Annotated in this window: 17 protein-coding genes and 1 pseudogene; 9 read left to right on the top strand and 9 right to left on the bottom strand. The window is 64.1% G+C overall.

What is annotated here, in order from left to right:
* The first annotated feature begins 42 nt into the window (after positions 1-42).
* The 7 genes and pseudogenes from AWB81_RS02830 to AWB81_RS02800 form a co-directional block, all read left to right on the top strand.
* Positions 43-1,521 (top strand): ABC transporter substrate-binding protein, encoded by a 1,479-nt coding sequence (locus AWB81_RS02830; RefSeq protein WP_062632377.1) that lies wholly within the window; start codon positions 43-45, stop codon positions 1,519-1,521.
* A gap of 22 nt (positions 1,522-1,543) precedes the next feature.
* The gene (locus AWB81_RS02825) at positions 1,544-2,698 is read left to right on the top strand and encodes a carbohydrate ABC transporter permease (protein ID WP_062632376.1); all 1,155 of its coding nucleotides are present in this window, start codon (positions 1,544-1,546) and stop codon (positions 2,696-2,698) included.
* A complete protein-coding gene (locus tag AWB81_RS02820; RefSeq protein WP_062632375.1) occupies positions 2,695-3,732 on the top strand; it encodes a carbohydrate ABC transporter permease in 1,038 nt (345 codons plus the stop codon). The genes AWB81_RS02825 and AWB81_RS02820 overlap by 4 nt, the downstream gene beginning before the upstream one ends.
* An 11-nt stretch (positions 3,733-3,743) precedes the next feature.
* On the top strand, positions 3,744-4,844 hold the full coding sequence (locus tag AWB81_RS02815; RefSeq protein ID WP_062632474.1) for an ABC transporter ATP-binding protein: 1,101 nt from the start codon (positions 3,744-3,746) through the stop codon (positions 4,842-4,844).
* A 58-nt stretch (positions 4,845-4,902) separates the two neighbouring features.
* On the top strand, positions 4,903-5,412 hold the full coding sequence (locus tag AWB81_RS02810; RefSeq protein ID WP_062632374.1) for a hypothetical protein: 510 nt from the start codon (positions 4,903-4,905) through the stop codon (positions 5,410-5,412).
* A gap of 173 nt (positions 5,413-5,585) precedes the next feature.
* Complete coding sequence (locus tag AWB81_RS02805; RefSeq protein ID WP_062632373.1) at positions 5,586-6,350, top strand: ParA family protein; 765 nt, start codon at positions 5,586-5,588, stop codon at positions 6,348-6,350.
* A 35-nt stretch (positions 6,351-6,385) separates the two neighbouring features.
* Positions 6,386-6,652 (top strand): annotated as a pseudogene (locus tag AWB81_RS02800) (DUF2784 domain-containing protein); the annotation flags it as partial.
* A gap of 106 nt (positions 6,653-6,758) precedes the next feature.
* On the opposite strand, the gene AWB81_RS02795 reads toward AWB81_RS02800, so the two are convergent.
* From AWB81_RS02795 to AWB81_RS02785, 3 genes are all read right to left on the bottom strand, one after another.
* On the bottom strand, positions 6,759-6,923 hold the full coding sequence (locus AWB81_RS02795) for an FmdB family zinc ribbon protein (protein WP_062632372.1): 165 nt from the start codon (positions 6,921-6,923) through the stop codon (positions 6,759-6,761).
* 50 nt (positions 6,924-6,973) lie between these two features.
* The gene (locus AWB81_RS02790) at positions 6,974-7,786 is read right to left on the bottom strand and encodes a mechanosensitive ion channel family protein (protein ID WP_062632371.1); all 813 of its coding nucleotides are present in this window, start codon (positions 7,784-7,786) and stop codon (positions 6,974-6,976) included.
* Between the two features lie 102 nt (positions 7,787-7,888).
* The gene (locus tag AWB81_RS02785) at positions 7,889-8,419 is read right to left on the bottom strand and encodes an Lrp/AsnC family transcriptional regulator (protein ID WP_062632370.1); all 531 of its coding nucleotides are present in this window, start codon (positions 8,417-8,419) and stop codon (positions 7,889-7,891) included.
* Positions 8,420-8,571: 152 nt separating this feature from the next.
* Here AWB81_RS02785 and mdeB point away from each other — a divergent pair, with 152 nt between their 5' ends.
* Complete coding sequence (gene mdeB, locus AWB81_RS02780) at positions 8,572-11,271, top strand: alpha-ketoglutarate dehydrogenase (protein WP_062632369.1); 2,700 nt, start codon at positions 8,572-8,574, stop codon at positions 11,269-11,271.
* On the opposite strand, the gene AWB81_RS02775 is transcribed toward mdeB, so the two are convergent.
* Genes AWB81_RS02775 through AWB81_RS02755 form a run of 5 tightly spaced genes read right to left on the bottom strand, consistent with a single transcriptional unit; the run spans position 11,268 to position 14,666 of the window.
* Entirely contained in the window at positions 11,268-11,600 is a 333-nt protein-coding gene (locus AWB81_RS02775) for a c-type cytochrome (protein WP_062632368.1), read from the bottom strand. The genes mdeB and AWB81_RS02775 overlap by 4 nt on opposite strands.
* A 4-nt stretch (positions 11,601-11,604) precedes the next feature.
* Positions 11,605-11,931: a ribbon-helix-helix domain-containing protein gene (locus AWB81_RS02770; RefSeq protein WP_062632367.1), complete on the bottom strand. Its 327-nt coding sequence runs from the start codon at positions 11,929-11,931 to the stop codon at positions 11,605-11,607.
* Between the two features lie 58 nt (positions 11,932-11,989).
* Positions 11,990-13,558 (bottom strand): GMC family oxidoreductase, encoded by a 1,569-nt coding sequence (locus tag AWB81_RS02765; RefSeq protein ID WP_062632366.1) that lies wholly within the window; start codon positions 13,556-13,558, stop codon positions 11,990-11,992.
* Positions 13,559-13,607: 49 nt separating this feature from the next.
* Complete coding sequence (locus tag AWB81_RS02760) at positions 13,608-14,222, bottom strand: twin-arginine translocation signal domain-containing protein (RefSeq protein WP_062632365.1); 615 nt, start codon at positions 14,220-14,222, stop codon at positions 13,608-13,610.
* 48 nt (positions 14,223-14,270) lie between these two features.
* Positions 14,271-14,666 (bottom strand): VOC family protein, encoded by a 396-nt coding sequence (locus tag AWB81_RS02755; RefSeq protein ID WP_062632364.1) that lies wholly within the window; start codon positions 14,664-14,666, stop codon positions 14,271-14,273.
* A 170-nt stretch (positions 14,667-14,836) separates the two neighbouring features.
* Here AWB81_RS02755 and bluB point away from each other — a divergent pair, with 170 nt between their 5' ends.
* Positions 14,837-15,514, top strand: coding sequence for a 5,6-dimethylbenzimidazole synthase (gene bluB, locus AWB81_RS02750; RefSeq protein WP_062632363.1), 678 nt, complete (start codon positions 14,837-14,839; stop codon positions 15,512-15,514).
* Here the strand turns inward: bluB and AWB81_RS02745 are convergent.
* Positions 15,506-16,186: a phosphoribosyltransferase gene (locus tag AWB81_RS02745; protein WP_062632362.1), complete on the bottom strand. Its 681-nt coding sequence runs from the start codon at positions 16,184-16,186 to the stop codon at positions 15,506-15,508. The genes bluB and AWB81_RS02745 overlap by 9 nt on opposite strands.
* Between the last annotated feature and the right edge of the window lie 350 nt (positions 16,187-16,536).

The following is a 16,536-nucleotide window of genomic DNA, read 5'->3' as shown; positions in this document are numbered from 1 at the left end:
CAAAAGGCTTAACGCAGTCAACTCGGTGTGAGGAGACAACAAATGAAGCTACTAAAACTGGCAAGCGCGGCCGCATTGCTGGCGGCCGCGGGCATGGTCGCGACCGGCGCGCGGGCCGCGGAAGATTTCAAGGGCGTGACGGTCAACGTGATGACCTTCGCCGGGCCGCAGATCGCGGAACCGTTGCAACGCCGCGCGCCCGAATTCGAAAAGCTGACGGGCGCGAAGGTCAACATCCAGACGGTCCCGTTCTCCGATCTCTATCAGAAACTCCTGACCGACTGGGCTTCGGGCTCGAACTCGGTCGATGCGGCCGTGTTCGCGCCGCAGTGGATGGTCGACTATACGAAGGGCGGCTTTCTCGAAGACCTCTCGGGGCGCATCGCGAAAGACGCGGCATTGAAAGAGAACGACGTGATGCCGTTCTTCAGCGACTTCTCGCAGAAGTTCAATGGCAAGACGTATCTGGTCGCGCTCGACGGCGACTTCCAGATGGTCTACTACCGCACCGATATCCTCCAGCAGCTCGGCAAGCAGCCGCCGAAGACCTGGGACGACTATCTCGACATCGCGAAGGCCGCAAACGGCAAGACCTTCGGCGGCGACGGCAAGCCGGTCGCGGGCTCGTGCATTTCGAAGAAGCGCAACGCGCAGGCCTACTGGGCGATCATCTCGATCGCGGGCGGCTATCTCCAGTCGAAGGGCACGGCGCAGGGCGCATTCTTCGATCCGCGCAGCTTCAAGCCGCTCGTCAACAACGACGCCTTCAAAGCCGCGCTCAACGTGCTGAAGGAATCGACGACCTACGGTCCGCAGAACGAGATCAACCTCGACGTCGGCGATACGCGCAGCGCATTCATCTCGGGGCACTGCGCGCTGACGCTCGACTGGGGCGACGTCGGCGTGCTCGCGATCGATCCGAAGCAGTCGAAGGTGATCGACAAGGTCGGCGCCGTAATCCTGCCCGGCTCGACGAAGGTGCTGAGCCGCGACACCGGCAAGCTCGTTCCATGCGACAAGGCCACTTGCCCGTATGCAGTCGATGGCGTGAATCACGCGCCGTTCGCGGCGTTCGGCGGGTGGTCGGGCGGCATCAACGCGAAGGCGAAGCCGAAGGTCAAGGAAGCCGCCTACGCGTTTCTCTCGTTCATGAGTCAGCCGGCCCAGTCGAATGTGGACGTGACGATCGGCGCGAGCGGCTTCAATCCGTATCGGCGGTCGCAGTTCACCGACCTGTCGATGTGGAAGAAGGCGGGCATGAGCGAGACGGCAGCCGGCTCGTATCTCGGCGCGATCAAGGCGAGCCTCGAAAGCCCGAACATGGTGATCGACCTGCGCATTCCGCAGAACCAGCGCTATGAACAGGTCGTGCTCGACACGGCGGTCGCGCGCTTTCTCGCGGGCGAGCTCGACGCGGATGCCACGATGAAGGCAATCGAAAGCGGCTGGAACGAAATCACCGACGATCTCGGCAAGGACGACCAGTTGCGTGCCTACAAGGCGTCGATCGGGGCGAAGTAGCGACTACGGGAGACCCGCTTCGATGCAATCTTCGTCGCATGCTTCATCGGCTGAAACGCCGCGTCACGCGTGGCGGCGCTCGTCGGTCTCGAACTGGCTCGACCGGCAGGCGCCGTATGTGTTTGTGTTGCCGACGGTGCTCGTCATCCTCGGCTTCTCGATTTTTCCGCTCGTGACGTCGGCGTATCTTTCGCTGATGCGCTTCGGGCTCGGCGAAGGTGGCTACGAGCTTTCTTTCGTCGGGCTGCGCAACTACGTGCGCCTCTTCAGCGGCACGCAGCAGTTCCACTTCGTCGGCGTGTTCCGGCCGCCCGGTGTCGTGAGTGTTGCCGTCATGCTCGCGGCTTTTCTCGTGACCGCCTGGTGGCTCGTGCGCTATCTGCAAGGCACGCGCCGCTCGGTCATGGGCTTCGCCGGACGGTCGATACTCGCCGTGACCTTCGTGGCGATCGTGTGGCTCGCGATCAATACGACAGGCAAGGGCGGCGCACTCGGCAGCCTGATGGTCACGCTCTTCTACGTGCTGTTTGGGGTGGCGCTGCAGTTTCTGATCGGGTTCGGCCTCGCTTATCTGTGCACGCTGCCGCTCAAGGGAGGGCGCTTTTTTCGACTGCTGTTCTTTCTGCCGCTGATGGTGACGCCCGTGGGCATCGCGTACATGTTCCGCATGATGGCCGATACCTCGGTCGGGCCGCTCGCGCCGCTGTGGTCGCTACTCGGCCTCGGCCAGATTGCGTGGGCGGCGGACCCGTGGCTCGCGAGAACCGTGGTCGTGATCGGCGATACGTGGCAATGGGTGCCGTTCATGTTCCTCGTGCTGCTCGCGGCACTCGAAGGCACCTCGCGCGACCAGATCGAGGCGGCACAACTCGACGGCGCATCGGGCTGGCGCATCTTTCGCGACGTCACCTGGCCGTCGATCGCGCCGGTTGCGGCGAGCGCGGTGCTGATACGCCTGATCGAAGCCTTCAAGATCGTCGACCTGCCGAACGTGCTCACTAACGGCGGTCCCGGTATTGCCACCGAATCGATGACGCTTCACGCGTTCATCGAATGGCGCACGCTCAATCTCGGCGGCGCGTCGGCGGTGGCCTACATGTTGTTCTTCATCTCGACGATCGCCTGCGTATCGTTCTTTCAACTCGTCGTGCGACGCGCGAGAGGGCAGCGCTCATGAACGCTTTCAAGCGCCTTTTCGTGCGCGCCCGCATCGACGAGATGCCACCGGGTGCGCGCCTCGTCGCGTATGCGCTGCTGGCGCTGTGGTCGCTCGTCGTGCTGTTTCCGCTCTACTGGATGGCGATCACTTCGTTCAAGCTGCCCGTCGACGTGTCGAGCGGCCCCGCGTATCTGCCCTTCATAGACTTCAAGCCGAGCCTCGACGCATGGCACTACATCTTCGTCGACCTCGGGCCGGACACCTTCCGGCCGTATCTGAACTCGCTGATCGTCGCGAGTTGCGGCACGGCGGCGGCGGTCTTCTTCGGGTCGATGGCAGCGTATGCGCTCGCACGCATCGAGTACCGGCCACCTGTCGCGGCGGTCGGCCTCGGCGCGCTTTTGATCGCCGCGCTGGTCGCGGCGGTCGGCTGGGGCGGCGTGGATCTGCGCATCGCGGCCGCCGCCGCCGTCGCGCTCTTTTTCCTGCTGCTGCGTCCGCTGATTCGTCGCGCGCGCAGGCATCTAGGCAACGATGATATCCTCTTCTGGATCGTCTCGCAGCGTATCCTGCCGCCGGTGGTCACGGTGATCCCGATCTATCTCACCTTCAAGAGCGTCGGCCTGCTCGACACGCATCTCGCGCTCATCATCACCTACGCGACCGCGAACGTGCCGATCGTCGTGTGGCTGATGTTCGATTTCTTCGACGGCGTGCCGAAGGAAATCGAAGAAAGCGCGCAGATCGACGGCGCGACGCGCTTCTCCATTCTGTTCGGCATCGTGCTGCCGCTCGTCGCACCCGGTCTCGTCGCGACGAGCCTCCTGGTCCTGATCCTCTCGTGGAACGAGTACCTGTTTGCGCTCTTTCTCACGACGGCCAACGCGCAGACGATGCCGCTCCTGGTCGCCGCGCAGAACGCGACGCGCGGTCCGCAATGGTGGAACATGTCGGTACTGATTCTGATCATGATCCTGCCGGTGATGCTGCTCACCCTCACGTTGCAGCGCTTCATCGTCAAGGGCATTCTCGTGGGAGCGGTCAAGGGATGACGGACATGCAGATGCCCGCGCAAGATGCGCGGCTCGGCCAGATCGCGGCGGGCCAGCATTCGAAGAGCGTCTCGCTGCGCAACGTCGGCAAGACGTTCGGCGACACGCGCGTGCTACGCGATCTCACGCTCGACGTGCACGCGGGCGAGTTCCTCGTGCTGCTCGGCGAATCGGGCTGCGGCAAGACCACGGCGTTGCGGATCATCGCGGGGCTGGAGTCGGCGACCGAGGGCACCGTGCATGTCGGCGACAAGGACGTGACGCAGCATCTGCCGCGCGACCGCGATGTGGCGATGGTGTTCCAGTCATATGCGCTCTATCCGCACAAGACAGTGTTCGAGAACATCGCGTATCCGCTGCTCGTCAGAAAGCGCCCGAAGGCCGAGATCGAAGCTGCCGTGCGCGAGGTGGCCGCGAGCGTGCAGCTCGAACCATTGCTTGCGCGCTATCCGCGCCAACTTTCCGGCGGGCAGCGGCAGCGCGTTGCACTCGCCCGCGCGATCATCAGAAGGCCCGCCGCGTTCCTGATGGACGAGCCGCTCTCGAATCTCGACGCGAAGCTGCGCGGGCACATGCGCGCGGAACTGAAGCACATGCAGCACGAGCTCGACATCACGACGATCTACGTCACGCACGACCAGATCGAGGCGATGACGCTCGCACATCGCGTCGCGCTGATCGACAAGGGCGTGCTCCAGCAACTCGATACGCCCGCGCGCATCTATTCGGATCCGGCCAACCTGTTCGTTGCGGGTTTCATCGGTTCGCCGCCGATGAACTTCCTGCGCGGCACGCTCGCGAATCACCGCTTCGAAGCGCAGGGCCTCGCGCTCGGAGCGAACGTGACGCAACAGGGCGAAGTGACGCTCGGCGTGCGCCCGGAGGAATGCACGCTCGTGGCGGTGTCCGATGGGGAACTGAAAGGACGCATCTATTCGGTCGAACTGATCGGCGACCATTCTCTTGTCACGATGAACGTCGGCGCGCAGCAGGTGGTCGTGAAGGTCTCGAACACGTTTGCAGGCGAGATCGGCAGCGAGGCGGGCGTGCGCGTGAACCGCGAGCGCGTCTATTTCTTCGATCAGGCTTCGGGCGAACGCATCCGCTCCTGAATAAGACTATATTTGAAGGGCAGGACCATGGTCCGCGTGTCCTGCAAGGAGGGACGACATGCGGCGCATCTATTTTCTCCTGCCCGACGTGAAGAGCGCTAAGGGCATCATCGACGAACTGCTGCTCAAGCGGGTGGAGTGGCGTCACATTCACGTGCTCGCGCGGCCACATACGCCGCTCGAAGACCTGCCGCAAGCGACACTCGCGCAACGCAGCGACCTGCTTTATGCACTCGGACGCGGCACAGCCGCGGGCGGCGTGACAGGCATGCTGGCGGGCCTCGTCGCGATGGCATTTCCGCCCGCCGGCCTCACGATCGCCGGCGGCGCGGTGGTCTGCATGGCGCTCGCGAGCGCCGGCTTCGGCGCATGGACCGCAACGATGATCGGCGTCGACGTGCCGAACACACGGCTCAAGCGCTTCGAGAAGGCGATCGAGAACGGCGAATTGCTGATGATGGTCGACGTGCCGAAGGATCGCGTGGAAGAGATCGAGGAACTCGTGAAAAGCCATCATCCCGAAGCGGATGTCGAGGGCACGGACCCGACGATTCCCGCCTTTCCATGAATTCACGCCGCGCGCTTCGCGCGGCGTTTTTCTGATGCGCTAAGATCACGTGCCAGTGTGCGGGGCGCTTGCTTTCGCGCGCCGCCGGGTTTCCACGAAATGCTTAAAAAAATAAACGAGAAATCGCGAAGTTTCGAATTAACGATGGTTTTTCAACCGAGGGTCGAAAATCGATGCGCCGAGTAGTATTCAATCAAAAGGGTGGTGTCGGAAAATCCACCATCGTCTGCAATCTGGCTGCTATCAGCGCGTCGCAGGGATTGCGCACGCTCGTGATCGACCTCGATCCGCAGGGCAATTCCAGCCAGTACCTGCTCGGTGCCCAAGCGCAGAACGCGCAGCCGAATCTCGCCACGTTCTTCGAATCGGCGTTGAGTTACAGTTTCCGCGAGCCGGATTTCAATTCGTTCATCCATTCGACGCCATTTGAAAATCTCGACATCGTTCCGTCACATCCGGGTCTGGATGCGCTGATGGGAAAACTCGAATCGCGCTACAAGATATATAAGCTGCGCGACGCGCTGAAAGGCCTGCAGAATTACGACGCCGTTTATATCGACACGCCGCCCGCGCTCAATTTCTTTACGCGTTCGGCGCTGATCGCGGTCGAGCGCTGCCTGATTCCGTTCGATTGCGACGATTTTTCCCGCCGCGCGCTGTATTCCGTGCTCGAAAACGTGCAGGAGATTCGCCATGACCACAATCCCGGGCTGGCCGTCGAAGGCATCGTGATCAATCAGTTCCAGCCGCGCGCGAGCCTGCCGCAGCAACTCGTCGACGAATTGCGCAGCGAAGACCTGCCGGTGCTCAACTCGCACTTGTCGCTGTCGGTGAAGATTCGCGAGAGCCATCAGCACGCGCGGCCGATGATCTACCTCGAGCCGCGTCACAAGCTCGCGCAGGAATATCTCGCGCTGCATAACGAGCTCAACGCATAGGGCCCGATGGGCGCGCGCCGCGCCCGCCCTGACGCATGACGTACATCCTGCTCTCCGATGCCGTGCTCATCGCGCATCTGGCGTTCGTCGCGTTCGTAGTGTTCGGCGGCTTTCTCGTGCTGCGGCGCCGGCGCTTCGCATGGCTTCACCTGCCGGCGCTCGCATGGGGAATCGCGGTGGAACTCGCAGGCTGGATCTGTCCGCTGACGCCGCTCGAAAACCGCCTGTTGCAACTGGGCGGCGAGGCCGGCTACACGGGCGGCTTCATCGAGCATCTCATCGGACGCGTGCTTTATCCCGGCGATCTCACGCCGACACTCCGCTATGGACTCGCGTTCGTGCTCGTCGCCGTGAACGCCGGCGGTTTATGCGGTCGTGATCGCGCGCAGCCGGCGCGGGCGCTGAAGGTCAGCTCTTTCTGGTGGTCTTCGCGACGAAATGCGTCGGTGCGTGCTGCACCTTTTCGCTTCCGCACTTCGGACAACGGAGATGAATCGTCGCGTGCTCGGCGAGATGTTCCGCGTGCTCGAACGTTTCGCCGCATTGCTCGCATCGATACTGATAGGTCGGCATGGCTCGTCTCCAACACCGGGTCCGCGAGGCAGACCCGGCTATCAACCATTCTAGACTGCCGTGCGATGCACGAAAGGCGTTTCGGGGGTCGGAAAGCCCGCTTGCTTGAACGTTTCGGCAATCACGCGATTGGTGTCGAAGTAGACCTGCCAGTAGTGTTCCGTCATGGTGTAGGGGCGCACGCAGAGCATCGGACCTTCGGGCGTGAACGAAAGAATCTCGACATCCGGCGCCGGACTCTCGGCTACGTTCGGTATCTGCGCGATGGCCGCCTTGAGCCGCGCGATGGCGTCGAGCGGATCGACGCCATTCGCGATCTTCGCGGTCAGCTCGACGCGCCGGTTCGGCAGCAGGCTGTAGTTCCAGATCGTGTCGGAGAAGATCTTGTTGTTGCCAACGATGGTCGCGACGTTGTCGGGCGTCGTGATCATCGTGCCGAAGAGGCCGAGTTCCATGACCGTGCCGGTCACACCGCCCGCCGTGACGAAGTCGCCGACCTTGAACGGCCGCAGCACCTGCATGAAGATGCCTGCCGCGAAGTGCGCGAGCAGGCCGCCCCACGCGACGCCGATCGCGAGACCGAGGCCCGCGAGCAGCGCGGCGAACGACGTCGTCTGAACGCCGAAAATCTGCAGGATCGCGAGGATCAGCAGCAGGTTCAGGAGCGCGCCGATGATCGAGCCGAGGTAGTGCGCGAGCGTGGGATCGACGCGGCCGTTGCGCGCGAGCACCTTGCGCGTCGTGCCGATCACGAGGCCGATCAGCCATCGCCCGATGATCCACAGGGCGATGGCAGCGATCACATTGATCGCGAAGTCCACGCCGCGGGTCATGATGAAAACGCGCACCGTTTCGATGTTCATATCTTTCTCGTTTGACCCGCGCCAATCGGAAAATTCTTCGCTGATGCCTTGAGATTTATAGGCGACTGGCCGCGCGACTGCAAGAACCGTGAACGGTCGTGTTCAGGTCCAGTCGGTCGGGGTGTCGTTGGGGTCGGCGAGCGTAAGGCCGGCTGCGGGCAAAGGCAGCGCCGTCTTGTAGCGAACCTGCTTGAGCGCGAAGCTCGACCGGATATTCGATACGCCCGGGATCTTCGTGAGCCGTTCGAGGATGAAGCGCTCCAGCGCCATCACATCGGGCATGACCACGCGCAGCAGATAATCGGCGTCGCCCGTCATCAGATAGCACTCCATCACCTCGGGCCGCGCGCTGATCGCTTCCTCGAAGCGGTGCAGCGCGTCCTCGACCTGCTTTTCGAGGCTCACCTGGATGAACACGTTGATGCGCAGGCCGAGCACTTCGGGGTTGAGCAGCGTGACATGCTGCTTGAAGAGGCCCGCCTTTTCGAGCGCGCGCACGCGGTTGAAGCACGGCGTTGGCGAAAGGTTCACCGCGTGCGCGAGTTCCGCGTTGGTGATGCGCGCATTCTGCTGAAGCTGGTTGAGGATACCGATGTCGATCCGGTCGAGACGCTGCTTGGACGAAGACGTCATAGTCGAAATATTCCGTGAAAGGCTCGCGATCAGGAATAAATACACTATCAGCGGCGTCAGGGCCAGATAAAAGAGACGCACATTCTGTCCGGCGATGGTTATGCTGTTTTGAATCTCTTTGAATAGTCTCAGCCCTTTAGCGGAGTCGCGCAATGACGGATTTAGCGAGCGGAACCAGCCAGATCATCTCTTTAGCGAAAGGTCGCGAAGACACCGACCCGCAGGAAACAGCCGAATGGCTCGAAGCGCTGGATGCCGTCGTCAAGCATGTCGGCAAGGAACGCGCGCAGTATCTCTTCGACCGGCTCGCGGATCACGCGCGCTCGATCGGCGTAGAGTCGGCGCGCGCCCGCGTCACGCCTTACCGCAACACGATCGACATCGCGGAGCAGCCGCGCTATCCGGGCAATCTCGAGATCGAGGAAAGGCTCGCCGCCGTGCTGCGCTGGAATGCGCTCGCGATGGTCGTGCGCGCGAACCGCGCATATGGCGAACTCGGCGGGCATATCGCGAGCTACGCATCGGCGGCCGACCTGTTCGAAGTGGGCTTCAATCATTTTTTCCGGGCGTCGGGCGAGGATGAGCAGCACGGCGACCTCGTCTATTTCCAGCCGCATTCGTCGCCGGGCGTTTATGCGCGCGCGTTCCTCGAAGGCTTTCTCGACGAGGAGCATCTGCGACACTATCGACGCGAGATCGCGGGGCCGGGGCTGTGTTCGTATCCGCATCCGTGGCTGATGCCGGACTTCTGGCAGTTTCCGACCGGATCGATGGGCATCGGCCCGATCAACTCGATCTATCAGGCGCGCTTCATGCGCTATCTGCAGAACCGCGGGTTGCAAAAGACCGACGGCCGCAAGGTCTGGGGCTTCTTCGGCGACGGCGAGATGGACGAGCCGGAATCGATCGGCGCGCTCTCGCTTGCGGCGCGCGAGCAGCTCGACGATCTCGTTTTCGTCATCAACTGCAACCTCCAACGGCTCGATGGTCCCGTGCGCAGCAATGGCCGCATCGTCGACGAACTGGAGGCGCAGTTCACGGGCGCCGGGTGGAATGTGATCAAGGTCCTGTGGGGCTCGGACTGGGACGCGCTGTTCGCACGCGACCGCACCGGCGCGCTCTTGCGCGCGTTCGCGCATACCGTCGACGGCCAGTTCCAGACCTTCTCGGCCAACGACGGCCACTACAACCGTGAGCGCTTCTTCGGTCAGAACCCCGAGCTGGCCGCGCTCGCAGCGCATCTCTCCGACGAGGACATCGATCGCTTGCGGCGCGGCGGTCACGATGTGCGCAAGCTGCACGCCGCCTACGCGGCTGCGCTCGCGCACGAGGGCCAGCCGACTGTGATCCTTGCCAAGACGATGAAGGGTTTCGGCATGGGCGCGACGGGCCAGGGCCGGATGACGACGCACCAGCAGAAGAAGCTCGATCTCGACGACCTGAAGGCGTTCCGTGATCGCTTCCGCCTGCCGCTTTCGGATGCGGACGTCGAAGAGGTGAAGTTCTACAAGCCCGCCGACGACAGTCCCGAGATGCGCTATCTCCATGCACGCCGCGTGGCGCTCGGCGGCTATCTGCCGCGGCGTCGCAAGGTGGCGTCGCAAGCCCTGACGGTGCCGCCGATGCAAAGCTGGGCGCAGTTCGCGATCGAATCGAACGGCAAGGAAATGTCGAGCACGATGGCGATCGTGCGCATGCTCGGCAGCCTGATGAAGGACGCGCGGCTCGGGCCGCGCATCGTTCCGGTGGTCGCGGACGAAGCGCGCACGTTCGGCATGGCGAATCTCTTCCGCCAGGTCGGCATCTATTCGCCGCTCGGGCAGTTGTACGAACCGGAAGACATGGGTTCGATGCTCTATTACCGCGAGGACACGCGCGGACAGATCCTCGAAGAGGGCATCTCGGAGGCGGGCGCGATCTCGTCGTGGATCGCGGCCGCGACGTCCTACAGCGTGCACGACCTGCCGATGCTGCCGTTCTACATCTACTACTCGATGTTCGGCTTCCAGCGCATCGGCGACATCATCTGGGCCGCCGCCGACCAGCGCGCGCGGGGCTTTCTGATCGGTGCGACGGCGGGCAAGACGACGCTCGGCGGCGAAGGATTGCAGCATCAGGACGGCAGCAGTCACCTCGTCGCATCGACGATTCCGAACTGCCGGGCGTACGATCCCGCGTTTGCGTACGAAGTCGCGGCGATCGTCGACGAAGGCATGCGCGAGATGGTCGAGCGCCAGCACGACGTGTTCTACTACATGACCGCGATGAACGAGAACTACGCGCATCCTTCGGCGCCCGGTGGCCTCGACGACGCGACACGCACCGGCATTCTCAATGGTATCTACCGGCTTTCAGCGAAGGACGGCGCGCGCGTGCAACTGCTTGGCGCGGGCGCGATTCTCGGCGAGGTCATCGCGGCGCGGGCGCTGCTCGAAGCGGACTGGAACATCGCCGCTGACGTCTGGAGCGTGACGAGCTTTACCGAACTGCATCGCGATGGCGCGGCCTCCGAGCGGGACGACCGGCTCGGCGCCGCGCCTGCCGAACCGTTCGTGACGCGCGCGCTGGCGTCGACGAGCGGCCCGGTGATCGCCGCGACCGACTACGTGCGTGCGGTGCCCGAACTGATCCGGGCGTACGTGCCGCGCCGCTACGTGACGCTCGGCACTGACGGCTTCGGGCGCAGCGACACGCGACAGTCGCTGCGCGAGTTCTTCGAAGTGGACCGCGCGTCGATTGTCATTGCGGCACTGAAGGCGCTCGCGGACGGTGGCGCCATCGACGCGGCACTGGTCGCGAGCGCGCGCGAGCGTTACGGCAAGCGCCCGGCCGGCGCGCCGTGGCAGCGCTAGTGCTCCGGCGCACCGGCCAGTATCCACGCGATCACGGCGTGCAGGTCGTCGTCCGGGATGCCCGGATTCGGCGGCATCGCGACCTGTCGCCAAACGCCGGTGCCGCCGTTGCGGACCTTGCTAAAGAGCTTGTCGGGCGCGCCGGCGTCGCCCTTGTACTTCTTCGCGACGTCGCGATACGAAGGCCCCACGACCGGCGCATTCACCGCGTGACACGCGAGGCAGTTGTTCTTCTGCAGGATCTCCTTGAGCGCGGCGGCGTCGGGGGCGGCGAGTGCGGATGCCGTCGCGAGCAAGAGAACCGAAGCGCAAAGGTGTCGTAACGTCATCGGTCTACCCCGTCACTTTGTCGGCGACGGCCACTCCCGTCACCCGGCTGCGAAAACCAAGCGACGCATCGGCTTTTAAACCCTGATAGCGCAGGCACGTGACCCGCAGGAACGAAGCGAAGTTGGTCGCCTCGCCGAAGTGCTGCGTGACCTCCTCATGCAGCTTCGCAATCATTTGGTTGGTGGTCATGTCGTTGTCGGCGGCGAGTTCGGAAAGCGTCTGCCAGAAGAGATTCTCGAGGCGGATGGTCGTCGTCACGCCGCTGATGCGCATCGAGCGGCTTCGGCATTCGTAAAGGATCGGATCGGTTTGCGCGTAGATCTTGCACATGAGAGGTTTCCTCGTGACGGGCGGGCCACCGGAGCACAGTACCGGTCGCCCGCGCGGTTCAGATGTTGCGGCGGCGCATCTGGTCGGCGATGTAGTCGGACTGGCGAATAGCCAGCGTGACGATCGTGAGCGTCGGGTTTTCGGCGGCGCCGGTGGTGAACTGGCTGCCGTCGGAGATGAACAGGTTCTTCACGTCGAACGTCTGGCCGTACTTGTTGCACACGCCGTCGCGCGCATTCGCGCTCATCCTGCACGTGCCGAGATTGTGCGTCGACGGATACGGCGGCGTGCGCAGCGTCTTTGTCGCGCCTGCCGCCATATAGATCGCCTCGCCCTGCTGGTACGCGTGGTTGCGCATCGCGATGTCGTTCGGATGGTCGTCGTAATGGACATTCGCAACCGGCAAGCCATACTTGTCCTTCACGTCCCGATTGAGCGTCACGCGATTGCTCTCGCGCGGCATGTCTTCGCCGACGATCCACATGCCCGCGAGGTTCGTGTAGTTGTCGAGGTAGTAAGTGAAGTCCTGCCCCCACGCGCCGGGATTCAGGAAGGCCGCCGCAAACGGAAGGCCGAGCGAGATCGTCTCCATTTCGTAGCCGCCCGCGAAGCCGCGCTTCGGATTGAAGGCCGCTTCGTCGGTGACGATGCCCGCCATCACCGTGCCGCGATAGAAGTGCACCGGCTCCTTGAACACGGCGTAGACGGAGCCGGTCGTGTGCCGCATGTAGTTGCGGCCCACCTGGCCCGAGCTGTTGGCGAGCCCGTTCGGATGCTTCGACGACTCCGACAGCATGAGCAGCCGCGGCGTCTCGATCGAGTTGCCCGCGACGCACACGACCCGCGCGCGCTGGCGTTGCTGCTTTCCGTCGCCGTCCATGTAGACGACGCTGCTCGCCTTGCCCGCCGCGTTGGTCTCGATGCGCATCACGTGCGATTCGGGACGCAGGTCGAGCTTGCCGGTGGCTTCGGCGGCGGGGATCTCGGTGTAGAGCGTCGACCACTTCGCTCCCGACTTGCAGCCCTGGAAGCAGAAGCCGAGCTGCATGCAGCGCCCGCGGCCCGCGCGCGGCTCGCTGTTGATCGCCATGTGTCCGGTGTTGACGGTCTTGTAGCCGACCTTGGTCGCGCCGTCGTACATGATCTTGAAGTTGTTGTTGCCCGGCAGGCCCGGCACGTTGTTCGTGCGTGTCACGCCCATCTTGTCCTCGGCGCGCGCGTAGTAGGGCGCGAGGTCGGCGAGCGTGATCGGCCAGTCGTGCAGGTTTGCGCCGTCGATTGCGCCGTAAGTGGTGCGCGCCTTGAACTCGTGCTCGTGAAAGCGCAGCGACGCGCCCGCCCAGTGCGTGGTCGTGCCGCCGACCGTCTTGCAGATCCACGCGGGCAGCCCGGGAAAGTCCTGCGCGACGCGCCAGTTGCCCGATGTCGTGCGCTTGTCGGTCCAGGCAAGCTGCCCGAACGATTTCCATTCGTCGTTGATGAAGGTCGCGGATGACTCGCGCTTGCCGGCCTCCAGCAGCACGACCTTCACGCCCTTCTGACACAGCTCGTTCGCAAGCGTGCCGCCGCCCGCGCCCGAGCCGACGATCACGACGACCGAGTCGTCGCTATAGTCGAACTTGGCCATCTCTGCCTCCTCGGCATGGTTGGTATGGTTGACGCGTGAAGCGAGTCGTTCAGGTCGCGACGGGCGGACTCGCTTCCGGAGGCGGGTTCGGCAGCCAGGTCAGGTCGTTGAAGCCGCGGAAGATGTAGCCGCCCTTGCTGAACGCCTCGCCCTGATAGCCGAAGTGCGCATACGCCATGTCGTTGTCATAGAGCGACGTGATGCACTGGCCGCGCACGAGCTGCACGAACGGATCGGTCTGGTTCGCCGTGACGAGCGCAGTGCGCTTCTCGGGATCTAGGCTCGCGAACTTGCCGCCCGCCGCCTGGTCGAGCTTCGTGACGCCGGTCGCGATGAGCGCGGCGGTTGGCGGATCGCTTGCCTTCGCGTCGAGATCCTTGGGGACGAGTGCGTAGACTGCGTCGGGCAGCGTGGCGTGAGGGTAGAGCGTGCGCGCGAGCGCCATCAGCGCGTCGGCCTGTGCCTGGTCGATGTGGCTCAGTTCGACGGCCCACGCGCGGCTCGGCGCGAGGAGCGCGATCGGCGTGCCGGCCGCGAGCACGCCGGAGAGGACTGCGGAGCCTTGCAGGAAGCGCCGGCGCGCAATGCGCGCCCGGGGCGCGGCGGCAGCGGCGGAACCCGACGCGCTTGCCGAGACGACAGGGATGGGGATTGCCTTGGACATGATGCGTCTCCTTATATTTTGTGTACTGCGGGGTGCTGCTGTGCTACCTCATACGTAATGTCCCTCCCGTGAAAGCACTTCGATCTTGTAGCCATCCGGATCGGTGATGAAGAAGAAGCGTGCCACGAGCTGGTCGCCGTGACTGAGCGACTTGAGATCGCCGGGCGCGAGGCCGAGCGCGATCAGCCGGTCGCGGAACGCCTCGATGCCGTCGACGGCGAACGCCACGTGACCGTATCCGCTACCGTGCGTATAGGGCGTATCGGTGCCCTTGTTCAATGTGAGTTCGATTTCGCTGCCGCTCTCCGGCTCGCGCAGATAGACGAGGGTGAAGCTCGGGAAGTCGAGCCGGTGTGTCTCGGCCATGCCGAAAGCGTCCTGATAGAAGCGGATCGAGCGTTCGAGATGCGCGACGCGGATCATCATGTGAATGAGTTTTGGCATCGAAAGCCCCCGTTGAGTGGCGTCGGATCAGTATGCGACGTTGGCGCAAATTCGGGTAACAATCGGCTACTACGCTTGCGTCGCATCGGTAAGAATGCGGATGCGCCGATCCATTCTTCCTCGCGGACATCGCCAGTCAGCGAGCATCCACAGCACGGCAAGAAAACCCGATGACCGAACCCGACTCGTTCAACCGCTACTCCGACGCCGAAATCGCCGCCGTCTATCGCGCGATCCGCGAGCGGCGCGACATGCGCCACTTCACGGATCAACCGGTCCCCGCCGACCAGCTCGCGCGGCTGTTGCAGGCCGCGCATCACGCGCCGAGCGTCGGCTTCATGCAGCCGTGGCGCTTCGTGCGCGTGACCGACCGTGCGCTGCGTGTTGCGCTGCATGAAGTCGTCGAAGCGGAGCGCCGCGCGACCGCCGACGCGCTCAACGAACGTGCCGATGAATTCATGCGCCTCAAGGTGCAGGGCATTCTCGATTGCGGCGAAGTGGTGGTGGCGGGCCTGATGGAAAAGCGCGAGCGGCATGTCTTCGGGCGGCGCACGCTGCCGGAGATGGATCTCGCCTCGGTCGCGTGCGCGATCCAGAACCTGTGGCTCGCGGCGCGCGCGGAAGGGCTGGGTGTCGGCTGGGTGTCGCTCTTCGACGTCGATGCGGTGCGGCAACTGCTCCACATGCCCGCCGATGCCAAGCCGGTCGCGATCCTGTGCATCGGGCACGTCGAGCGCTTCTATGACGAGCCGATGCTGCAGTCGGAGGGCTGGGCGAAGCGGGTGCCGGGCGCGCTGTGCGTCGACGAGAACCGCTGGCCCGCGCCGCTCGCCGGCGATTCACGCTGAGGGTTTTTTCAGGCGCCGCGCTTCGCTGTCGCGGCGCGCTTCGCGCAGCAGGTCGAACACTTCCTCGTCGCTCGTCTGCGAGAAGTCGAAATAGAACTGCCCGACGCCGAAATAGCTGCGCGGCCGCATCGCGCAGACGAATTCGTCGACGACCGTTTCGACACGGGACTCCGAATCCGCCGGCGCGACCGGCAACGCGGCGACGATGCGCGCCGGCTTGCGGTCGCGCAAGGCCATCGCCGCGGCTTTCATGGTGGCGCCGGTGGCCATGCCGTCGTCGACCACGATCGCGATGCGTCCTTCCACTTCGACCGGCCCGCGATTGCCCCGATAAGCGCGTTCGCGCCGCGCCAGTTCGATGCGCTCGCTTGCGATCACGGCATCGAGTTCGGCTGGACTCACGCCCGCATAGCGGACGATGTCGTCGTCCAGATAGAACGCGCCGCCCGACGCGATCGCGCCCATCGCGAGTTCCGGCTGGACCGGCACGCCGAGCTTGCGCACCACGAGCACGTCGAGATCGGCGTCGAGCGCGCGCGCCACCTCGAACGCGACCGGCACGCCGCCGCGCGGCAGTCCGAGCACGAGGACGTCGTCGCGGTGCGCGTAGCCCGCGAGCAGTCGGGCGAGCACGCGGCCCGCCTCGGCGCGATTTTCATAGACCGATTCCATGCTGCGCTTCCATCGATGATCCCGGCGACACGAACGCACCCGACGCGCGCACGCGTTCCATAGGAACCTTAGTCCGCGCGTGGTGGAAGTCAACGCGGGCTTCGGGCAGCGACAGCGAGATGCTTCATGTCGCTCCGCCGTGGCGCCCCGCGACGGTAGCAAAGCGCGGCGCCCGCGAGCCATGTGCAAGTCATTGAATCGAAAGGATACTCGCCCGACGCGCGAGGGTGTTTCGCCATCACGGGGCATGGCTGCTCAAAATCGGTGCGCAAGCTTACGAAGGTTTCGGCGCAAGCACCGGATTCATGCATCGGTTGAATCCGCAACGGTGCGCGATGCACCATCCGAAA

This window comes from Caballeronia arationis, assembly GCF_001544975.2.
Classification (GTDB): Bacteria; Pseudomonadota; Gammaproteobacteria; order Burkholderiales; family Burkholderiaceae; genus Caballeronia; species Caballeronia arationis.
Note: the sequence above shows the minus strand (reverse complement) of the source record. Positions and strands in the feature narration are given on the sequence as shown.